Source organism: Roseovarius sp. 217, assembly GCF_000152845.1.
Lineage (GTDB): Bacteria > Pseudomonadota > Alphaproteobacteria > Rhodobacterales > Rhodobacteraceae > Roseovarius.
The window spans coordinates 67,123-84,479 of record NZ_CH902587.1 but is presented as its reverse complement, the minus strand read 5'-3'; the positions used below and the strand labels follow the sequence as shown (position 1 = coordinate 84,479).

Sequence of the window (17,357 nt, the reverse complement as noted above, 5' to 3'; positions counted from 1 at the left end):
AGCATACATCTCAATATCCTATTGCTTGCTTGACGCCGTTGCCCTTATTCTGCGGCCCGCCCGAGGGCCAAATCAGGCACTGTACCGGCTTGCTTCAGGCCCCACCCTTTGATGATGGCATAAACCGCCGGAATGACGATCAGGGTCAGCAAGGTTGACGACACCATTCCCCCGATCATGGGCACTGCGATGCGCTGCATGATCTCGGACCCGGTGCCATGCGCCCAAAGGATCGGCATCAGGCCGGCCATGATTGCGACAACTGTCATCATCTTGGGGCGCACGCGGTCTACTGCACCCACCATGATCGCGGCGTGGAGCTCGTCGCGGGTCAGGTCCCTGTCGCCCGCGCGGGCACGCGCTTCATTCAACGCCTGATCGAGATAGATCAACATGATCACTCCGGTTTCAGCCGCCACCCCGGCCAGCGCGATAAACCCGACGGCCACCTTAACCGACATGTTGAAGCCCATGAACCACATGAGCCAAATGCCACCGACCAGAGCGAAAGGCAGCGACAACATCACGATCAAGGTTTCCGTCAGGCGGCGGAAGTTTAGGTAAAGCAGCAGAAAGATCAGCGCCAGCGTCAGCGGCACAACAGTGGCCAGCCGCTGTTTCGCGCGTTCAAGGTATTCGAACTGACCGCTCCAGCCCAAAGAATAGCCGGGTGGCAGAGTGACGGAGGCCGCGACCGCCGCCTGAGCTTCGGCCACATAGCCGCCAAGATCGCGTCCGACGATATCGACAAAGATATATACGGCAAGCTGTCCGTTCTCGGTGCGGATCGACGTAGCTCCGCGGGTGCGTTCAATGGTGGCCACGTCCCCCAGTGGAATGGTGCCACCGCCCGGCAGTGCAACCTGAACCTCGCGCCCAATCGCCTCCGGATCAGACCTCAGTGTCGCCGGATAGCGCATTGCGACGTCGTAGCGCTCGCGCCCCTCGACGGTCTGCGTGATGGCCTTGGCCCCCAACGCCATGCCGATTACCTCTTGCACATCCTGCACCGACAGACCGTAGCGGCCAAGCGCTGTACGGTCCGGGGTGATGTCGAAGTAATAGCCGCCGATCACCCGTTCGGCATAGGCGCTGGTCGTTCCGGGCACCGTTCGTACCACGGCTTCGACCTCACGGGCGACCTTTTCCATCTCGGTCAGGCTGGTGCCGAAGACCTTGATCCCCACAGGCGTGCGGATGCCGGTGGACAGCATGTCGATGCGCGCCCGGATCGGCATCGTCCAGGCGTTCGATACGCCGGGAAATTGCATGGCGGCATCCATTTCCTGCCGAGGCTGTTGATTTCCACTCAGAAGCGACCCGGGCAGGCATATAATTTCCATTGAGGGGGCATCGTTGAGTGAACCCCAAATCGACTGATCAACTCGCTGACCGTCTCTTCGCCCTTCAGCGCCTCTAGGCTCTGGACCCATTGATTTGGTTGCGGTCTCCGCGCGATCTTGATTCAAGCTCCCAAACTTTAGGGGGCGTGATGAGCAATCTTTTCTGGCTGAACGATGAGCAGATGGCACGGCTTCGACCGTACTTTCCGAAGAGCCATGGCAAGCCACGCGTCGATGACAGGCGTGTTCTGAGTGGCATTATTTTCATTAATCGCAATGGCTTGCGTTGGAGCGACGCGCCAAAGGAATATGATCCATCCAAGGCGCTCTACAACCGATGGAAGCGGTGGAGCGACATGGGCGTGTTTGCCCGGATCATGGTTGGGTTGGCTTCGGAGGGAACGGACCGGAAGACGATCATGATCGACGCGACCTACCTCAAGGCGCATCGCACGGCCTCCAGCCTGCGTTTAAAAAAAGGGGGCGTGGAAGGCTGATCGGGCGCACGAAAGGTGGCATGAACACAAAGCTGCATGCTGTCACCGACGCCGCAGGGCGTCCGATCCGGTTCTTCATCACTGGTGGGCAGGTCAGCGACTACACCGGTGCCAGGGCGCTGGTGAGCAGCCTGCCATCGGCTGACTGGCTACTGGGGGATCGAGGATATGATGCGGACTGGTTCCGTGAGGCGTTGATAGAAAAGGGGATCAAGCCCTGCATCCCGGGACGTAAGTCGCGCGACAAACCTATCAAATACGACAAGCGGAGATACAAGAGGCGCAACCGGATCGAGATCATGTTCGGACGCCTGAAGGACTGGCGGCGGGTTGCCACTCGCTACGACAGATCCCCAACCGTATCCCTCTCAGCAATCGCGCTCGCCGCGACCGTCTTGTTCTGGCTCTGAATCAATGAGTCTGGAACCTAATGCGACCTTGGTCTTAAATTCTGGGCGATGCTGCTTCCGTTTCGACATGTCAGATCTCCTTCGTGTTGAAGATCAGCAGACTACAAATCGCAGCTTACGCCAGTGTCCGAATTTCGGGGAGAATCTCAGACGCTATCACTCGCCTGTCGAAAATCTCAAAATTACTGACCTCACATTTTTGTGATATTAAATTGGTTGAACCTCCAGTGGGTGAAGGTTGTAGAAACCGGAAAAGTTTAGTTTGAGGGTAGTGGAATGAAGTTTGTAAAAGATGCGGCTATCTCGCGGCGCAGTATCCTGCTTGGAGCAGCGGCGAGCGGCCTCACTCTGAAAGCGGGCACCGCATTTGCCCAAAACACGCCTCCGCTAGCATCACCGGTTGTACGTAGGAACTCGTCCGGTTTTGCTGTCGCGAATTGGGAGGATCACTTCGACAACCTGAAACATGGGGTAATACTCTGCGATATAGATTCCCGAGCGGTGCAGTATTGGTCCGAAAACCAAAGCGTTTATAAGCTTTATCCTTCCAGTGTGCCTGAGTCCGAAGATCTTACCAAACGCGGGTACACTAGCGTGATCAAGAAAGTGGAAGGTCCAAGCTGGCGCCCAACTCCTTCAATGAAAATCCGCAATCCTGAATGGCCCGACTACTTTCCACCTGGTCCTGATAATCCTTTGGGCACGCACGCTCTCTACCTGTCATGGCAGTATTATCGCGTCCACGGGACAGGAGACACGCGGAAGATTGGCCGCCGATCATCAAATGGGTGCATTGGTCTTTATAACGAACATATCAAAGAATTGTTTGCTTTGGCCGAAGTAGGAACACAAGTCAAGCTGTTTTGATCCCGCACTTCGCATGACTTGTTAAAGTCTGATCTCGTGTACCAGCGCTCATTCTACGTTCACTACTCGAAAGCCATAGTTTCATGAAACGACGAAAATTTCTCTTTGCCACCGGGGCTGTCGGAGCTTTGTGCAGTCAGCCCGTTTCAGCTCATGTAGTGCTGCCAAAGTATGATTTGCCGCCGGAGTATTTGCCTCAAGTAGTAAGCATCCCAGGAGGCGCTGATCCCTACGAAATTCATGTTTTCCCAAGCCAGTTTGCCCTCTTCTGGACCCAACCTGACAACACTGCAATTCGCTATACCGTCGGGATCGGTCGCCCGAGTCTTTATGAGGCAGGCGAATTCTATGTTGGGGCAAAGAAGGAATGGCCCAGCTGGACACCGACCCCGGGCATGTTGCGTCGTGAGCCTCAGAAATATGGTCCCTTACGAAATGGAATGCCTGGCGGTTTGAGCAATCCTCTAGGTGCGCGGGCCCTCTACCTCTTTCAACCGGGTCGTGGCGATACCTTTTTGCGTGTGCATGGCACAAATGACCCAACCACTATCGGCCGTGCAGTCTCGAACGGGTGCGCCAGATTGGTGAACGATCAGATTGTCCAATTTTATGATAAAGTCCCGCTGGACACCCGTGTGATCCTATACCCCGCAACTTAGAACACTGCCTTGGCGAGATCAGCGTGTTTTGGTAGCTTTTCAGCAGAAGATTTCCTAGGGAAGATAACTCAATCACCCCGGATCTCTCTCAATCCTAGGAAGGATTCAAGATGTTATTAGCGCGACGCGGCCTGTCGAAAATTGTTCTTGCAACAGTATTAGCAGCATTTCCTGTTACTACTGTGGCCGCACAAGAACTCAATGAAGCAGATATCAAGCGTCTCGCACTTGAAGCGATCTTGGAAAAACCCGAAATTCTGATCGAAGCGCTTTCAATCCTTCAGGAACGTGAAAATGTAGCGCTCGCCGAAGCGCAGACTGACGCCCTGTCTGAGTTGCGCGATGATTTCGAACAGAATGCTCCGATCTTCGGGAACTTGGATGGCAGCGTCACACTTGTCGAGTTCTTTGACTATAACTGCGGGTATTGTCGCCGCGCTGCACCAGAGGTCAAAGCGGTACTGGAGGCAAGCAAGGATGTCCGCATTATTTATCGTGAATTCCCGATCCTAGGGCCCGGTTCCGAAGTTGCGGCGCGCGCGTCACTTGCCGCGAGAAACCAAGGTAAATATCAGCAGTTTCACGAGGCAATGATGGCATTGAACGGGCAAGCCGTTGAAGCAAGCGTTATGAAAATTGCAGGCGATGTGGGGCTCGATCTCGAAGTTTTGAAAACAGATATGCAATCTGATTCAGTGAGTGATCACATTGCGGCCTCTCTGCGTTTCGCAGAAGCTTTGGGTATAACTGGAACGCCGACGTTCGTATTGGGTGACGAAATAATCCCCGGTGTGATCGAGCGCGGCACACTTCTTGAAAAGATAGCAGAACTCGTCCCCGAGTGAAAGGGGGGACGATTATGAGATCGGCCCTTATAGCCCTTGATCTTCCACCCGCTGGAACCCCTATCTCCGAAGTTATCTGGAGCAAGAGGTCTCACTATGGAAAACGAAAAGTCATTAGCCTTCGGCGGCTATATGATCGAAGGCCACGTCCCGGTCGCCGACATTCGCCGTCTGTTGGATGAGCGCCCAAACGCTGTTGGCCTTGAAGTCCCCGGTGTGCCTTACGGATCGCCAGGGCATGGGCCAGAATCGGAACGTGAGGCCTATGTTGTACATTTGGTCAATCGAGAGGGGACCACGAAGCCGTTCACAAACTACGAGGCAGCCTGAACTCGAGACGGTGACAATGAAGGGCGGTTGAGGTCAGAGGTTTTTGAACTGACCTAGGCACCAAGGGTTGTCCATACGTAAGTTGCGAAAACACATGCCCGTGCGGGATCAATATTTTTCTTGAACCTCTAGTAACTTTAAGAGTTAAGGCATCGATAACGGTCGGCCCCATGGAGCATAGTCGTCTGTAATAACTTGACTCCTTCCTAGGTAAAAAAATTCGGGATGTGGGTTGGATCGCCGCCAATAGCGTGAAAGGAACAAGAAAGATGCTGACAAGACGACATTTCATCCAGACGACCGCTGCACTTTTCTCCGCGTCTATCTCAAGTCCGCTCCTCGCTGACACCTGGCCCACTGAAGCGGAAAAGGGTGCTTGGGATGCACAGGTAACACCGCCGGGCTATAACCCAGCCACATCAAACCCGTGGGGCCTACACCCGCGCTTTCTGCCGCAGCGGGTTGTAGCTAAAAATGGTCTTGTGGCCGGTGACATTCATGTCGACGCCGTGGCGCGCTATCTTTACCATATCGAGGAAGGCGGCACTGCGATGCGCTATGGCGTCGCGATCGCTCGCGGCAAACTTTATGAGCCGGGTGTCTACACGATCAAGCGCAAGGTCAGGTGGCCGCATTGGCAGCCAACACAGAACATGATTAACCGCGACCCGGAGCTCTACGCCGACATCGCTGACGGTATGGAACCCGGACCTGAGAACGCGCTCGGGTCACGGGCGCTTTATCTCTATGTCGGGGACCGAGACACCTATCTGCGCATCCACGGTACACCACAGCCGCGAAGCATCGGCGGACGAGCAAGTTCCGGTTGCGTCCGGATGGTCATGGCGCACATAAACGATCTGTATCCAAACGTGGAGATTGGCTCGACGGCGTTCCTATATTCGGCCGAGGACAGCGTGACTCCGCAGAGCTGACCCAAGGCGCGTCGTCAGTCCGAAGCTCGAACGTGCCAATCAGGATTGGCGCGCGACGCAGATGGGATTGCCGCCCGCCGATCGCAACGGGACCAAGGTCGTTTCCACCGGCCCATTATGATTATACCAATAGCAGTTATCTTCGGGACGTAGCCGTGCCGCGTTGAGATCTTGGTCGGGTGCAGCAAGGGCTGCGACAGACTCTGGAATATTCCCGATCCTGAATGGATCGTTGTCTTCCTTCGGAGGCACCGCACAGCCAGCTAGGGCCAATGTTGCAACCATGAACACCGCATATTTTTGAAGCATATCTATCTCACTCTTTGGCAGGTCAGCCGCGTCCACAGACTTGGCAACGCGTTTCAAGGTTCCGCAGATCGGTGTCCTTACTTGACCAAGTTTCTGTTTTAGCTCTTGAAGCTCTAGTTACTGTAGGGGCTATCTCAATGTGGAATGAACGAATCCCGAGGTCAATCCCATGTCTTCCAATGGCCACCGCCACGACCACAAGCACAGCTCTGACTGCAGTCACGATCATGTTGATGATCACAAACATGCGAGCGTAGCTCGCTACTCTCATGGAGATGGTGCTGCGTGCTGCGGTGCTGGAGCCAACACGGGACCGGCAGAATCCATCCCGTCGAATGGGCGAAGTTTTCAAGTTTCCGGTCTGGATTGTGCCGAAGAGGTGGCAATCCTGAATAGGGTGGTCGGTCCAAAAGTCGGCGGGACTGAGCATCTGGCGTTCGATGTCATCAATGGGCGGATGACAATTCTGGATACCGCAGTCGGGATTTCGGACAACGAGATTTCGCAACTGGTCGCGAGTACCGGCATGAGCGCAAAACCGTGGGACGCCGACAACGCAGCAGAGAATCAGGCCGCGCATCTGGCACGTCAAAAGCGGTTTACCGCGCTCAGCGGCGGCTTCTGGGTGGCAGGTTTTCTCTACCACATCGTCGAAACCGGCATGGGTGGTGCGCTCGGGCTATTCGCAGGGCACGGAGAAATGCCGATGCCACTCGCGGAAGCAGGGTTATTCGCGGTGGCAATTCTCTTCGGGGTCTGGCTGGTCGCGCCCAAGGCTTGGTCTTCCGCGCGACGGTTTTCCCCTGACATGAACTTGTTGATGGTGGTCGCAGTGGCGGGTGCCATCGGGCTGGGCGAATTCTTCGAGGCCGCGACGGTTGCGTTTTTCTTCTCACTTTCGCTTTACCTTGAGAGCTGGAGTGTGGGGCGGGCCCGCAACGCGGTATCGGCCTTGCTGGATCTGGCGCCGCCGACAGCTCGGGTGATCCGATCAGATGGCAGCGAAACCGATGTGCCTGCGGCAGAGGTCGCCGTGAACGATCGCTTCATTGTGCGCGGCGGCGACCGCATCCCCCTCGACGGTGAAGTGGTGGAGGGGGCGGGAGCCGTCGATCAGGCTCCCATTACCGGAGAAAGCGCGCTCGTGCCAAAGGAGCCGGGCGATGAGGTCTATGCCGGCACGATCAACGGCGAAGGCACACTGACGGTACGAGCGACCAAGGCAGCTTCCGACACAGTGTTGGCCAAGATCATCCGTATGGTCGGTGATGCCCATGCCCGCCGCGCGCCGGTCGAGCAATGGGTGGCGAAATTCGCGCGCATTTATACACCCATCGTGATGGCGGTGGCGATCACCATCGCGGTGGTGCCGCCACTCTTGCTCGGCGGCGCCTGGGACTATTGGTTCTACAATGCGCTGGTCCTTCTTGTCATCGCATGTCCTTGCGCACTGGTCATTTCTACGCCGGTGTCCATTGTAGCAGCGCTGGCCGCTTCGGCGCGAGCAGGGGTGCTCATCAAGGGCGGCGCTTATGTCGAAGCGCCAGGGCGCACCACAGCGCTGGCGATGGACAAGACGGGAACGATCACCATGGGCGAGCCTGAGGTGGCGGCGGTTCACCCGCTGGGTGAAGCCTCCGCTCGCGAAATCATCACGCTGGCAGCCAGTCTGGAGGCGCGGTCCTCGCACCCGCTGGCACGCGCCATCCTCGCGCGCGCAGAAAGCGATGGTGTTTCCGTGTCTGCCGCAGAGGACACGCGGACCGTGCCTGGGCGCGGGCTCGAAGGACGCGCCGACCGGCGCGCGATCTGGCTCGGATCAGATCGGTTTGCCCAAGAGAAAGGTTTCAGCAATGCCATTCCGGCGGATCTTCGGGACCGGATCGAAGGGGCAGGCAGCACCCTGGTTGCCGTGGGTGACGAGACCGGCGTGACCGGCGTGCTGGAGCTTCGTGACCGCATTCGCCCCGATGCAAAGGGTATCGTTGCGCGTCTGCACGCGCAGGGTGTGAAGACAATCGTGATGTTGACGGGCGACAACGAACGCACCGCACGTGCGGTGGCGGCCGAGGTCGGCATTGACGAGGTGCGCGCCGAACTCTTGCCAGAAGACAAGGTGAAGGCCATCGAGGAACTGGTGGAATGCCACGATATGGTGGCGATGATCGGCGACGGCGTGAACGACGCGCCCGCAATGGCGCGCGCGCATTATGCCATTGCCATGGGGGCTGTCGGATCGGATGCGGCGATCGAAACGGCAGATATTGCACTGATGACCGACGATCTGGCTCGAGTGCCGTGGCTGATTACTCACTCTCGGCGGACAATGACGATTATCCACCAGAATATCGGTATATCGCTGGCAACAAAGGCGCTGTTCGTCGGGCTGACCGCGTTCGGGATGGCCTCGATGTGGGGCGCCATCGCTGCGGATGTAGGCGTTTCCCTGTTGGTGGTCGCCAATGCGCTGCGGCTTTTGAACGGCCATCGGATCAAGGACGGGCCTTCGGGCGGTGAACCGGTGGGCGAGCAGATGGCGAAGGGAGCACTGGCGCACGGTCATTGATCCGACGTCTTCGGTAGAGTAACCTCTGGCACCAACAGACCTCGCAAAAAGGGGCGTCGAGCAGTGACAAACACCAGATTTCCACGGCGCGCCTTTTTGATGGGCGGATTGGCCGCCTTCCTGTCAGGTTGTGCCAGCAAGTTCCGGTCGTACAACGGACCCGAAGTGACCCGGCTACGCATGTATAAGGCACAGCGGTTCCTGGTTCTGGACGGGGTGGATGACGTCTTGCGGACCTATCCCATCGGATTAGGCTTCGCGCCCGAAGGTCACAAGCAGTTCGAGGGGGACGGCCGTACGCCGGAGGGCTCCTACGTGATTGATCGGCGCAACCCGGAGAGCCTCTTTCACCTGTCGATTGGCATCTCATATCCCAACGCGGCAGACATCGCTTTTGCGCAGGCTCAAGGAAAGTCGCCCGGTGGCGACATTTTCATCCACGGCGGACCGCGCAAGGGGATCGACCCAATGAATGTCCGCGACTGGACGGCAGGCTGCATCGCCGTCACTGACCGCCAGATCGAGGAAATCTATGCCATGGTCAGGGACGGGACACCGATCGACATTTACGCCTAAGGATCAGGTGAAGCGGCGCCGCAGTGCGACGTTGATCGCCTCAATGGCCATGACCATGACGACGACCGCAATCGTGACGCTGGCGGCCTTATCATACTGGAAGGATCTCACGTAGGTCTGGATGTAGAAGCCGATCCCACCCGCGCCGACGATGCCGAGGATCAGCGACTCGCGCAGGTTCAACTCGAACCGGAAAATCGTGTCGCGGGCAATGACTGGGGCCATCTGCGGCCAGATCGCATGCCTGAGCCGCACGAGCGGTCCGGCGCCGGCGCTTTCCAGTGCTGCGATCGGCGCGCGGGACACGCCGTCGATCGCCTCGGCATAGAACTTGGCGAGCATCCCCGTTGCATGAAAGGCGACCGCGATGATGCCGGGCAGCGGCCCGAGCCCGACAGCGCCCACCATAAGCATGGCCACGAGGATCAGCGGCACGGCCCGGATAAAGGCCAGCAGCGCGCGCACAGGGCCGAACACCATGCGCGAGACCATGGTCTCGGAGGCGAGGATGGCCAGAGGGATCGACAGGATCACAGCGCCGAGGGAACCGAGGATCGCTATTCTCAGCGTTTCCGCGCTGCCCTTCCTGATCTCGGCCATCACTGTCGGATCGGGCGGGAACATCCGCCCGAGAAAGTCAGCGATCCGCGGACCGGCCGAAACGAGACGCGACAATTCGACATCGGTCGTGGCGAAGGACCAGAGGATTGCGCCTGCGATCAGGGTGCTGGTCGCGAAGCCGCCGAACCTGCGGTGGCCCATCAGGACACCGCCCGGAGGCCGGAACCGGGCAGCGGCTCTGCCTCCCGGTAGAGAGCCGCCGTCGCCTCGTCCTGCAACTCGGATGTCGGCACATCGAACACGATCCGCCCGTTCCGCATGCCGATGATGCGCTCCGCGAAACGCCGCGCCAGGTCGGGCTGGTGCGAGGAAAACAGCGCCGTTGCGCCGCGCGCTTGTGCCGCCCCGGTCAGCAGCGCCAAGACCTCCCCAGCGCGGGTGGGGTCGAGGTTGCTCACCGGCTCGTCGGCGAGGATCAGCCGTGGCTCCTGCGCGAGACACCGCGCAATGGCCACGCGCTGCCGCTGGCCGCCGCTGAGACTGTCGACCCGGCGTTCGGCGAGATCGGCAATGCCGCAATCGGTGAGGGCTGTGCGCGCCATGTCGAGATCATGTGGCGTTGGCGACCCCAGCAGGGCGCGCAGGGGCGCCATCCGCCCTAGGCGGCCATTGAGCACGTTGCGCAGAACCGTGGAGCGTTCGACGAGGGCGAATTCCTGAAACACGAAACCGGTATCAGGTCGGCTTGCGCGCGGCGGCGGTTGGTCGGGATCGAGCGGCGCACCCAAGATTGAAACGCGCCCGCGCCAGCCCTGAAGCCTGCCGTCGAGCAATGCCAGCAGCGTTGTTTTTCCTGCCCCGGACGGGCCAAGCAAAGCGACGCTTTCGCCGGTCGAAATCGTAAGCGAGACCCGCTCCAGCGCCGGAACACTCCCGCCCGGATGGGCAAAGTTCAGGTCGTCGATCCGGATGGCGGTGGTCATTCCAGGAGCCCATATCGCCGTGCCATGTCGCGCACGCCGTCATAGGCGGCAGGGTCGGCCCTGACATAGCCGTCCGGCCCGTAGAGATAGCGCAGCTTGTCGCGGTTCTCGGGCTCGTTGAGCCGCAGCATCGCGTTGGTGAAGCGGTCTTGCACCTCGGCATCCAACCCGGGTCGCGCGATCACGACATGGCTCGGGATTGGCGGGCTTTCCGCGATCCATGTCACCTCTGCTTGCTGCTGCGGCGTCAGGAGCAGATCGGCATACTGGCTGGCACCCGCAGCGTCGACCAGACCTTCGGCCATCGCCTGCATGGCCTGCTGATAGCCGCCTGCGAAGAAGACGCGGCCGAAGAATGCCTCCGCCGCGCCTGGGCCGTCGATCAGCCGAGCCTCGACGAATTCGGCGAGCGGGTAGAGATAGCCCGATTCCGAGATCGGATCGGCGAATGCGATGTCGCGTCCGCGCAGGTCTGCAAGCGCGCCGATGCCACTGTCGCGACGCACGAAAATGCGTCCCGTATAACTCGGCGCGTCGCGGTAGACCTCGGAGAGAAGCGGCACCGCGCCGATCTCGGCCTCGGCCAGAACGAAGGGCAGGGCGCCCATGAAAGAGATATCCGCGTCACCATTGCGCAGCGCTTCGACCGCCGCTGCATGGTCGATGGTAACGAACCCTTCGACGGGGACGTCGATCTCACTAGCCAGCCAGCCGGTGATGGCTTCAATGTCGCCCAGAAGCTTCTCGGGGTTCTCCTGCGGGATGAAAGCCAGCCGCAACGCAGTGTCCTGCGCAGCCAGCGGGGTTGCGAGCGATACTGCGCCCGCACTGGCCAGCGCCAACATCGTTCTGCGGTTCATATGGATCGCCATCAGAATGCCCTTTCTGCGATTGCGTCGGCTTCGGTCCTGAACGCGGTCCAGCTTGTTTCGGCGGCCACCCAGTCATCAGCACGAACGGCGTCACCAACCTCGGCCAGACGTTCGGCCAACATGTAAACTTCAGGCCGCGCAGCCAGGTTCGACATTGTGCTGGCGTCCGCCGAAAGGTCCACGGCCACGGTGTCGGTCAGCAGCAGGATGTGTTCTGCATCCCGCTGCGGCAGCAGCGTATCAAGCGTCGAGGCGAATGTCGTAAGTTCGGAGAATGCCAGCCGGAAGGCGGTGTTCTCGGCGTCGAACGCCTCATAGGGCTCGTCCGCTGCGCCCACGGTCTCCAGATAGGCAGTCAGGTCAGCCCTTTCCGCAGCGGTCAGCCGGAGCGCTTTCGATTCGTCGAACCAGTCCACGACAGCGGCTAGCGTCGGCAAAGACCCGTCATGGAAATAGGGTGCGGTGTAGGCGGTGCCGAGCAGCGTGGGTGTATCCATCGCACCGGTGCGGGCGCCATCGTAGGCCGACGCAACCGAGCCGATATCATGGGCCTGCCGGTCCAGGAAGTTCGTGTCCGGGACGTGGCAGCTGGCGCAGGAACGGTCGCCGAGCGCCGCGAAGGGCGTATTGAAGATCGCTTCGCCGCGCTGCGCGGCCTCGGGAGCGGCTTCGGTCAGCTGACCATCCCGTGTCAGCATGGAGTTGGGCAGGAAGTCGAATTCGCGCATGTAGGCGAGCAGAGCATCCAGCATGAAGGGCGTCGGTTCATCGCCGCCGAACTCGTTGACGATGACGTTGCGGGTGAAATCGCGCAAGGAGGCGAAGCGGCCATCGCGGCCGTAGGGCCCGGTGAAGCGCAGGCCACGGAGGCTGGGGATGTCAATCGGATCATCGCGCCGGTCATTGAAGATCGGGTTGAAGAAGGCGCCATCGACATCGATCCCGCCTGGCTGATGGCTCGCACCCGGAATGAAAAGCCGCTGGTTAACGTCCGAGCGGTTGTGACAGGTCGAACAAGCAACCCCGAGGTCCTGCGCCGGATTGCCAAAGATTTGCGCGCTGTCGAACAGCATGTCGCCATAGGCCACCAAAGGCAGGTCGGTCTCGTCGATGCCCTGCTCCTCGAAATTGAGGACGAGGCGCGGCAGCGGATCCTGATCGAAGATGTCAGACCCCGGCGGCAGGCTAGGCGGCACCTCGATGGTGCGGCCACTCTGGACAACAGTTTCCGGCAGCGCGCTCAGCGTCCGGCGCGGCGCGAAATCGTCAACGAGGAAATTCTCGGCGAGATAGAGGGAGATGACTTCGCGCGCGGCTTCCATGGTTTTGCGACTCGCGGGTGTGGCACCAGCACCAAGAACACCGGCGGAGCCTGTGCTGCTGTTGAGTTCCAGCCAGGCGAGGCCGATGCGTCTCGAAGCGTCGGGATCAGCAGTCGCGATACCGTCCGCGAACGCGCGATAGAGTTCTCGAGCTGTCCGCACGGCCTGCTGCGCACGTGCAGGGTCGTCGGCCATGACTGCCCGGTCCAGTTCCTCGTCGATCCGGCGCGCTATCAGCCGCGTCGCCTCGGCGAAGACCGCCTGGCGGTCCTCGCGAGTGATGGCGTCCAGAAGGGGGGCGGGTCCGATGTCGCTGCTGCCGTCCAGCCATGCTAGTGCACCGACAGAGAATTCCGAACCCCGGTAGGGTTCGGCCCAGGCGGTCCCGACGTCATCCCAAGGCAGCGGTTTGAGATTTCCGAGGAAGAGAGTCAGCCGGTAGGCCGCCGCCTCGGGAAGCCATGGAGCCTCCTTGGCAGGCGTCGCAGCGACAGGTCCGGACAGGACGAGCGCGCTTGCGAGTGCGGCAATGAACGCTCCAAGGAATTTCTGAATCACCGCAGTCTCCGAATTCAAAAGTTAGACATGGCTAATTTATCTACCCTAAGCAAACAAGTTGTCAATCCTGCAGTTTCCCTGCAAAGTCCCAAGTATGACAAAGCTGCAATCACAGGAACATGAACCGTTCGAAACTGTCGACAGGGCTCCCGAAGCACAGGCTGAGGGGTTCGCGACCGTGCGTCAGGCACATGAGAGCGAAATGGCGGAAGATTACGTTGAACTGATCGCCGAATTGATCGAGTCGCGCGGTGAGGCGAGGCCGGTGGAGATCGCCGAACGGTTTGGAGTGAAGCCGCCGACCGTGACCAAGAACATCTCGCGGCTCAAAGCTGCTGGCCTGGTGCGGCGGGAACCTTATCGCGCCATATTCCTCACGGATGCCGGTCGGGAGTTGGCCGAGGCCTGCCGCCGACGACACAGGATCGTCGTCGCGTTTCTCCTCAGCCTGGGAATCGACGAAGAGACTGCGGAACGCGATGCGGAGGGGATCGAGCATCACGTCAGCACGACCACGCTGGAGGCCTTCGAACACGCCCTCCTGCAATCTCAGAGCGGCAAGTAGCGCAGCATCAAGTTCTCGCGAAATTCAGCAAAGCAAGACTCAGGAGGCGGCGGCGTCAGCAGTCAAAGGCTGGTGGGTTGGCATTTGTTCTGATGGTCAACTTTAGTGCAGAAAATCGTTCGTGTCCTCTGAGCTTGGCCAGCCCGAAATAGTGTGCCCAAAATCCCTGACTGCGACGACGGTGCAGCGAAAATGTCGATCGCGGGAAAAGACGTGGATACAACCTTTGATTTGCTCCTCTGTTCAAAGCGCATAGACAATTGTCACCACCGTCGTCATGACGATGAAGAACATGACCAAGGCACCTATGGCGAGCGTCCGGCCCATGTCGCGGTTTGGCTCTGCTACTTTCAGACGCAATTCTTCGGCCGTTTCCGGAAACTCGAGCGCCGCGGAGTTTGACCCTCGCACCAACTCGTATCGTGAATTCCAGCGACGCACCTCGGCCGCGTTCCACCCGTTCATGACCAGAATGATCGCGGCGATCATCAGCATCGAGGACGGGACCCAGATCGTGTAGCCACCCATGGTTTCGTCGGACAGGGGATCGAGAAACCCGGTTCCCGCCGTTTGGTAGGAAGCATAGAGGCTCACCTCTTTGAGTGTCGTCAAGGAACCCAGAAAAATGTTTGAAACGATCACCGCGAAACCGGAGATCAGCCTTGCGCCGCGCCTCGCGCCCTCAGGGGGATCTCTCGGGTCGAAGAGCATGCCGAAATACCAGATCCCTGCCAGCACCATCGCAAAATGGGCGAACACCTCGATCGCCGCGATGCGCTGAGCAAGTCCGTAAAGCACTGGAATCTGCCAGATAAAGAGCGACGTGATGAGCGCGGCAGTGGCGGTTACCGGATGTGCCAAGAACCGAAATGCAAAAGATTTTCCAAGAGCGTCGAGGTATCGACGCCACCGTCTGTTCAAACCGGCTTGCAATAATCGCCACGGCTGAGAGACCGCGAAGAGTAGTGGTCCTGCAAGGCGGAGGAGAAGGTGCTCCACTTGGTGCACCGAAAAGAGGCTATGCCCCAACGAAGCCAGAGGCGCATTTGTGGCCGCGAGAATGCAGGTCAAGCCAGCGAGGAACAGGGCTTGCCGCCACATAGACACCGTCCCGCGAATGCGAGCGGATCGCACGAGGCCGCGCATGTAGACCCATGCGGCCAAGCTGACGGAAACAAGGGACACTGGCGAAATCGCATACCCAAACGGGTCGAAAAGGAGGAAGTAAGTGATCATCGGCTCCTGTCATTTTGTATTGTCGGCGTATCGACGGATACCGGTGAAAGTCGGGATGTTCCCACAGCGCCACCCCGGGCCAAGGACAGATCAGTGGACATCGTGAGATATTTGCCCTGCATCCACATGAGAAAAAGGTTTTCATAGAAACGTGAGAGCGGGTGGCCGGACTGACCGGCTGGCGCGATGAAATAGGATCCGGCTTCTTCCGAAAACGACATGACCGCCTGAAAATTGGTGCCCGCGCTGGCCGCGAAGGGGCGGTCATTGTCAGAAGAGAACAGCGTTGCAATCAGTGTGTATGGATCGCCCGAAGATGGGGCTTCGAGAGACAGCAGATCGCTGATGATCCCACTCGATCGGATTGGCGCCCACCCCATATTCAAAGCGTGTGCTTCGCCCCAGACCCAATCTGACGGATCGGGTCCGTAGCGGTCGACAAGCCAGCCGATGGCATCATCCAGGGCCGCACGAACCTGATCCTGGCAGGTCTCGATGCGGGTGGACGGGCGGATGTCGCACCAGATTGCGCTCCCTCCGCGATCTGAAAGCACCGCAAATAGGATATCGGCATTTGGCCTGGCCCAGACCGTTGTCGCGGATGGAAATTCATCCTGAAGTATCCGTTTTTGCAACGCGCGCGCCCAGGCCCAGAACACGAGCGGTTCCGGTGAAAAGCGATCCATGTCGCCATTCCATTGGGCAAGTTGACCCAGAATATCGCCGCGAAGCTCATCTGCGCGGTTCTCTTCGAGAGCGCCTGCGGAACCCACGAACCAGAGCTCTTTTGCCATTATAGGAAGAAGCGCCCGCGCGGCAGTGCTGACCGTGTCGCGCTGCGCCGCAATCGCGCCCTCGACCGAGAATATCGGTTGCCGCACATCAAGAGCTGCCAGACGGGCGTCTCGAAACGATAAAGGCGTTTCGACCTCCCTGTCAGGCCAGCGAGCAAGGATTTCTCGGCCGATGGCAAGAATCTCCAATCCGGCTGGTGCCAGGTTCATGCTTGCGTCCATAGCATCGTTCACATCGGCGGACCGCGCCAGACGGTCAAGCATCATCAGAAAATTGCCGGCCTTGGCAGCGGTGGGACTCACTGGCTCTTTAAGGGCAGTCAGTGACAGAGATCGGAACGCCCAAGCGACGCGTTCGCTGCGACCGACGACAATGAAGGGCACACCCGGCATTGTAGCCCCAATCGCGGCTCCGGTCGGGAGTTGAATATCCGCCAGGTACCATTCAGAAGGCAGCGATAAGGGGCCACGTATATCGGCGGCGAGAATTGGTGCTCCCGAAGCTGTTCTGTCTCCAGGCAACGCCCAAGCATCGAGGCTGACCTTGGGCGAGGTCACAAACAGCTCGGGCAAAAGAGGTCGATCTGACAAGCCGGACAGGTCACTCTGGCGTCTCTCGGGTTGAAGATCGTTCAGAAACGCTTGGGCAAGTCTGAGACTATCGACGGGTCTCCAGGCAGCGATCATTCTCTCATCCGCGATCAACAGATCGGGTGAGCCTCTGCCGCGCCCGCCTTCGGATACCAGACCAAGCCACGCGTTGACACCAGCGGCATATGCGTCGAGCGCTTGGGCTGTCGAAGGCTCGACTTCGATCGTCTGGTCAAGTGGCAACAAGGCTTGCGCTGCCCGCCTTGCCCTCAATAACTGGCCAAGCCTGTCCTGAGCGTGAACGAAACCAAGCGCGAAATAGGCGTCCGCAGCGGAGTCTGCAGAAATGTGCGGTATGGCCGCAGCATCTCGCAGAATATCGACTGGACCTTCGATTCCCGCAACACTGAAATCCTCGTCATAGTCGGGGACGGAGGCGCGCAAAAGAAAGTAGACGACACCGGATACGGCCAGTCCTGATGCAAAAATCGCCAGGAGCAAGTACAGTAATATGTTGAACAGTCGTTTCAATTCGTTG

Annotated in this window: 16 protein-coding genes and 1 pseudogene; 9 read left to right on the top strand and 8 right to left on the bottom strand. The window is 59.2% G+C overall.

The window, feature by feature from the left end:
- Window positions 1-44: 44 nt before the first annotated feature.
- Window positions 45-1,271: an efflux RND transporter permease subunit gene (locus ROS217_RS22640; protein WP_230797756.1), complete on the bottom strand. Its 1,227-nt coding sequence runs from the start codon at window positions 1,269-1,271 to the stop codon at window positions 45-47.
- A 221-nt stretch (window positions 1,272-1,492) separates the two neighbouring features.
- Between ROS217_RS22640 and ROS217_RS23850 the strand changes: the two genes are divergently transcribed.
- The 6 genes and pseudogenes from ROS217_RS23850 (at window position 1,493) to ROS217_RS22620 (ending at window position 5,886) form a co-directional block, all read left to right on the top strand.
- A protein-coding gene (locus ROS217_RS23850) for an IS5 family transposase (RefSeq protein ID WP_085978809.1) occupies window positions 1,493-2,250 on the top strand; the annotation gives its coding sequence in 2 pieces (ribosomal slippage) (window positions 1,493-1,829 and window positions 1,829-2,250; 759 coding nt in all).
- A 276-nt stretch (window positions 2,251-2,526) separates the two neighbouring features.
- Window positions 2,527-3,117, top strand: coding sequence for a L,D-transpeptidase (locus tag ROS217_RS23845; protein ID WP_009820137.1), 591 nt, complete (start codon window positions 2,527-2,529; stop codon window positions 3,115-3,117).
- An 83-nt stretch (window positions 3,118-3,200) separates the two neighbouring features.
- Complete coding sequence (locus ROS217_RS23840; RefSeq protein WP_009820136.1) at window positions 3,201-3,776, top strand: L,D-transpeptidase; 576 nt, start codon at window positions 3,201-3,203, stop codon at window positions 3,774-3,776.
- A gap of 110 nt (window positions 3,777-3,886) precedes the next feature.
- The gene (locus ROS217_RS22625; RefSeq protein ID WP_230797754.1) at window positions 3,887-4,621 is read left to right on the top strand and encodes a DsbA family protein; all 735 of its coding nucleotides are present in this window, start codon (window positions 3,887-3,889) and stop codon (window positions 4,619-4,621) included.
- Window positions 4,622-4,747: 126 nt separating this feature from the next.
- A pseudogene (locus tag ROS217_RS23835) lies at window positions 4,748-4,951 on the top strand (DUF411 domain-containing protein); the annotation flags it as partial.
- A 269-nt stretch (window positions 4,952-5,220) separates the two neighbouring features.
- Window positions 5,221-5,886, top strand: coding sequence for a L,D-transpeptidase (locus ROS217_RS22620; protein ID WP_040652275.1), 666 nt, complete (start codon window positions 5,221-5,223; stop codon window positions 5,884-5,886).
- Window positions 5,887-5,925: 39 nt separating this feature from the next.
- On the opposite strand, the gene ROS217_RS22615 is transcribed toward ROS217_RS22620, so the two are convergent.
- Window positions 5,926-6,195, bottom strand: coding sequence for a hypothetical protein (locus ROS217_RS22615; RefSeq protein WP_009820132.1), 270 nt, complete (start codon window positions 6,193-6,195; stop codon window positions 5,926-5,928).
- Window positions 6,196-6,364: 169 nt separating this feature from the next.
- Here ROS217_RS22615 and ROS217_RS22610 point away from each other — a divergent pair, with 169 nt between their 5' ends.
- Both ROS217_RS22610 and ROS217_RS22605 read left to right on the top strand, forming a co-directional pair.
- On the top strand, window positions 6,365-8,761 hold the full coding sequence (locus ROS217_RS22610) for a heavy metal translocating P-type ATPase (protein WP_230797753.1): 2,397 nt from the start codon (window positions 6,365-6,367) through the stop codon (window positions 8,759-8,761).
- A gap of 99 nt (window positions 8,762-8,860) precedes the next feature.
- Complete coding sequence (locus ROS217_RS22605; RefSeq protein WP_009820130.1) at window positions 8,861-9,337, top strand: L,D-transpeptidase family protein; 477 nt, start codon at window positions 8,861-8,863, stop codon at window positions 9,335-9,337.
- Between the two features lie 3 nt (window positions 9,338-9,340).
- On the opposite strand, the gene phnE is transcribed toward ROS217_RS22605, so the two are convergent.
- The 4 genes from phnE to ROS217_RS22585 are packed head-to-tail and all read right to left on the bottom strand — an operon-like array spanning window position 9,341 to window position 13,633.
- Window positions 9,341-10,099 carry a phosphonate ABC transporter, permease protein PhnE gene (gene phnE, locus ROS217_RS22600; RefSeq protein WP_009820129.1) on the bottom strand — a complete coding sequence of 253 codons (759 nt, stop codon included), beginning with the start codon at window positions 10,097-10,099 and terminating at the stop codon, window positions 9,341-9,343.
- Window positions 10,099-10,881 (bottom strand): phosphonate ABC transporter ATP-binding protein, encoded by a 783-nt coding sequence (locus tag ROS217_RS22595; RefSeq protein ID WP_009820128.1) that lies wholly within the window; start codon window positions 10,879-10,881, stop codon window positions 10,099-10,101. Before ROS217_RS22595 ends, phnE begins: the two co-directional genes overlap by 1 nt.
- Window positions 10,878-11,753, bottom strand: coding sequence for a phosphate/phosphite/phosphonate ABC transporter substrate-binding protein (locus tag ROS217_RS22590; RefSeq protein ID WP_009820127.1), 876 nt, complete (start codon window positions 11,751-11,753; stop codon window positions 10,878-10,880). The genes ROS217_RS22595 and ROS217_RS22590 overlap by 4 nt, the downstream gene beginning before the upstream one ends.
- On the bottom strand, window positions 11,753-13,633 hold the full coding sequence (locus ROS217_RS22585) for a cytochrome c peroxidase (protein WP_009820126.1): 1,881 nt from the start codon (window positions 13,631-13,633) through the stop codon (window positions 11,753-11,755). Before ROS217_RS22585 ends, ROS217_RS22590 begins: the two co-directional genes overlap by 1 nt.
- 94 nt (window positions 13,634-13,727) lie before the next feature.
- Here ROS217_RS22585 and mntR point away from each other — a divergent pair, with 94 nt between their 5' ends.
- Window positions 13,728-14,198 (top strand): manganese-binding transcriptional regulator MntR, encoded by a 471-nt coding sequence (mntR, locus tag ROS217_RS22580; RefSeq protein WP_009820125.1) that lies wholly within the window; start codon window positions 13,728-13,730, stop codon window positions 14,196-14,198.
- Window positions 14,199-14,441: 243 nt separating this feature from the next.
- On the opposite strand, the gene ROS217_RS22575 is transcribed toward mntR, so the two are convergent.
- The gene (locus tag ROS217_RS22575; RefSeq protein ID WP_040652273.1) at window positions 14,442-15,434 is read right to left on the bottom strand and encodes a cytochrome c oxidase assembly protein; all 993 of its coding nucleotides are present in this window, start codon (window positions 15,432-15,434) and stop codon (window positions 14,442-14,444) included.
- Entirely contained in the window at window positions 15,431-17,350 is a 1,920-nt protein-coding gene (locus ROS217_RS22570) for a penicillin acylase family protein (RefSeq protein WP_040652271.1), read from the bottom strand. Before ROS217_RS22570 ends, ROS217_RS22575 begins: the two co-directional genes overlap by 4 nt.
- Window positions 17,351-17,357: the final 7 nt, after the last annotated feature.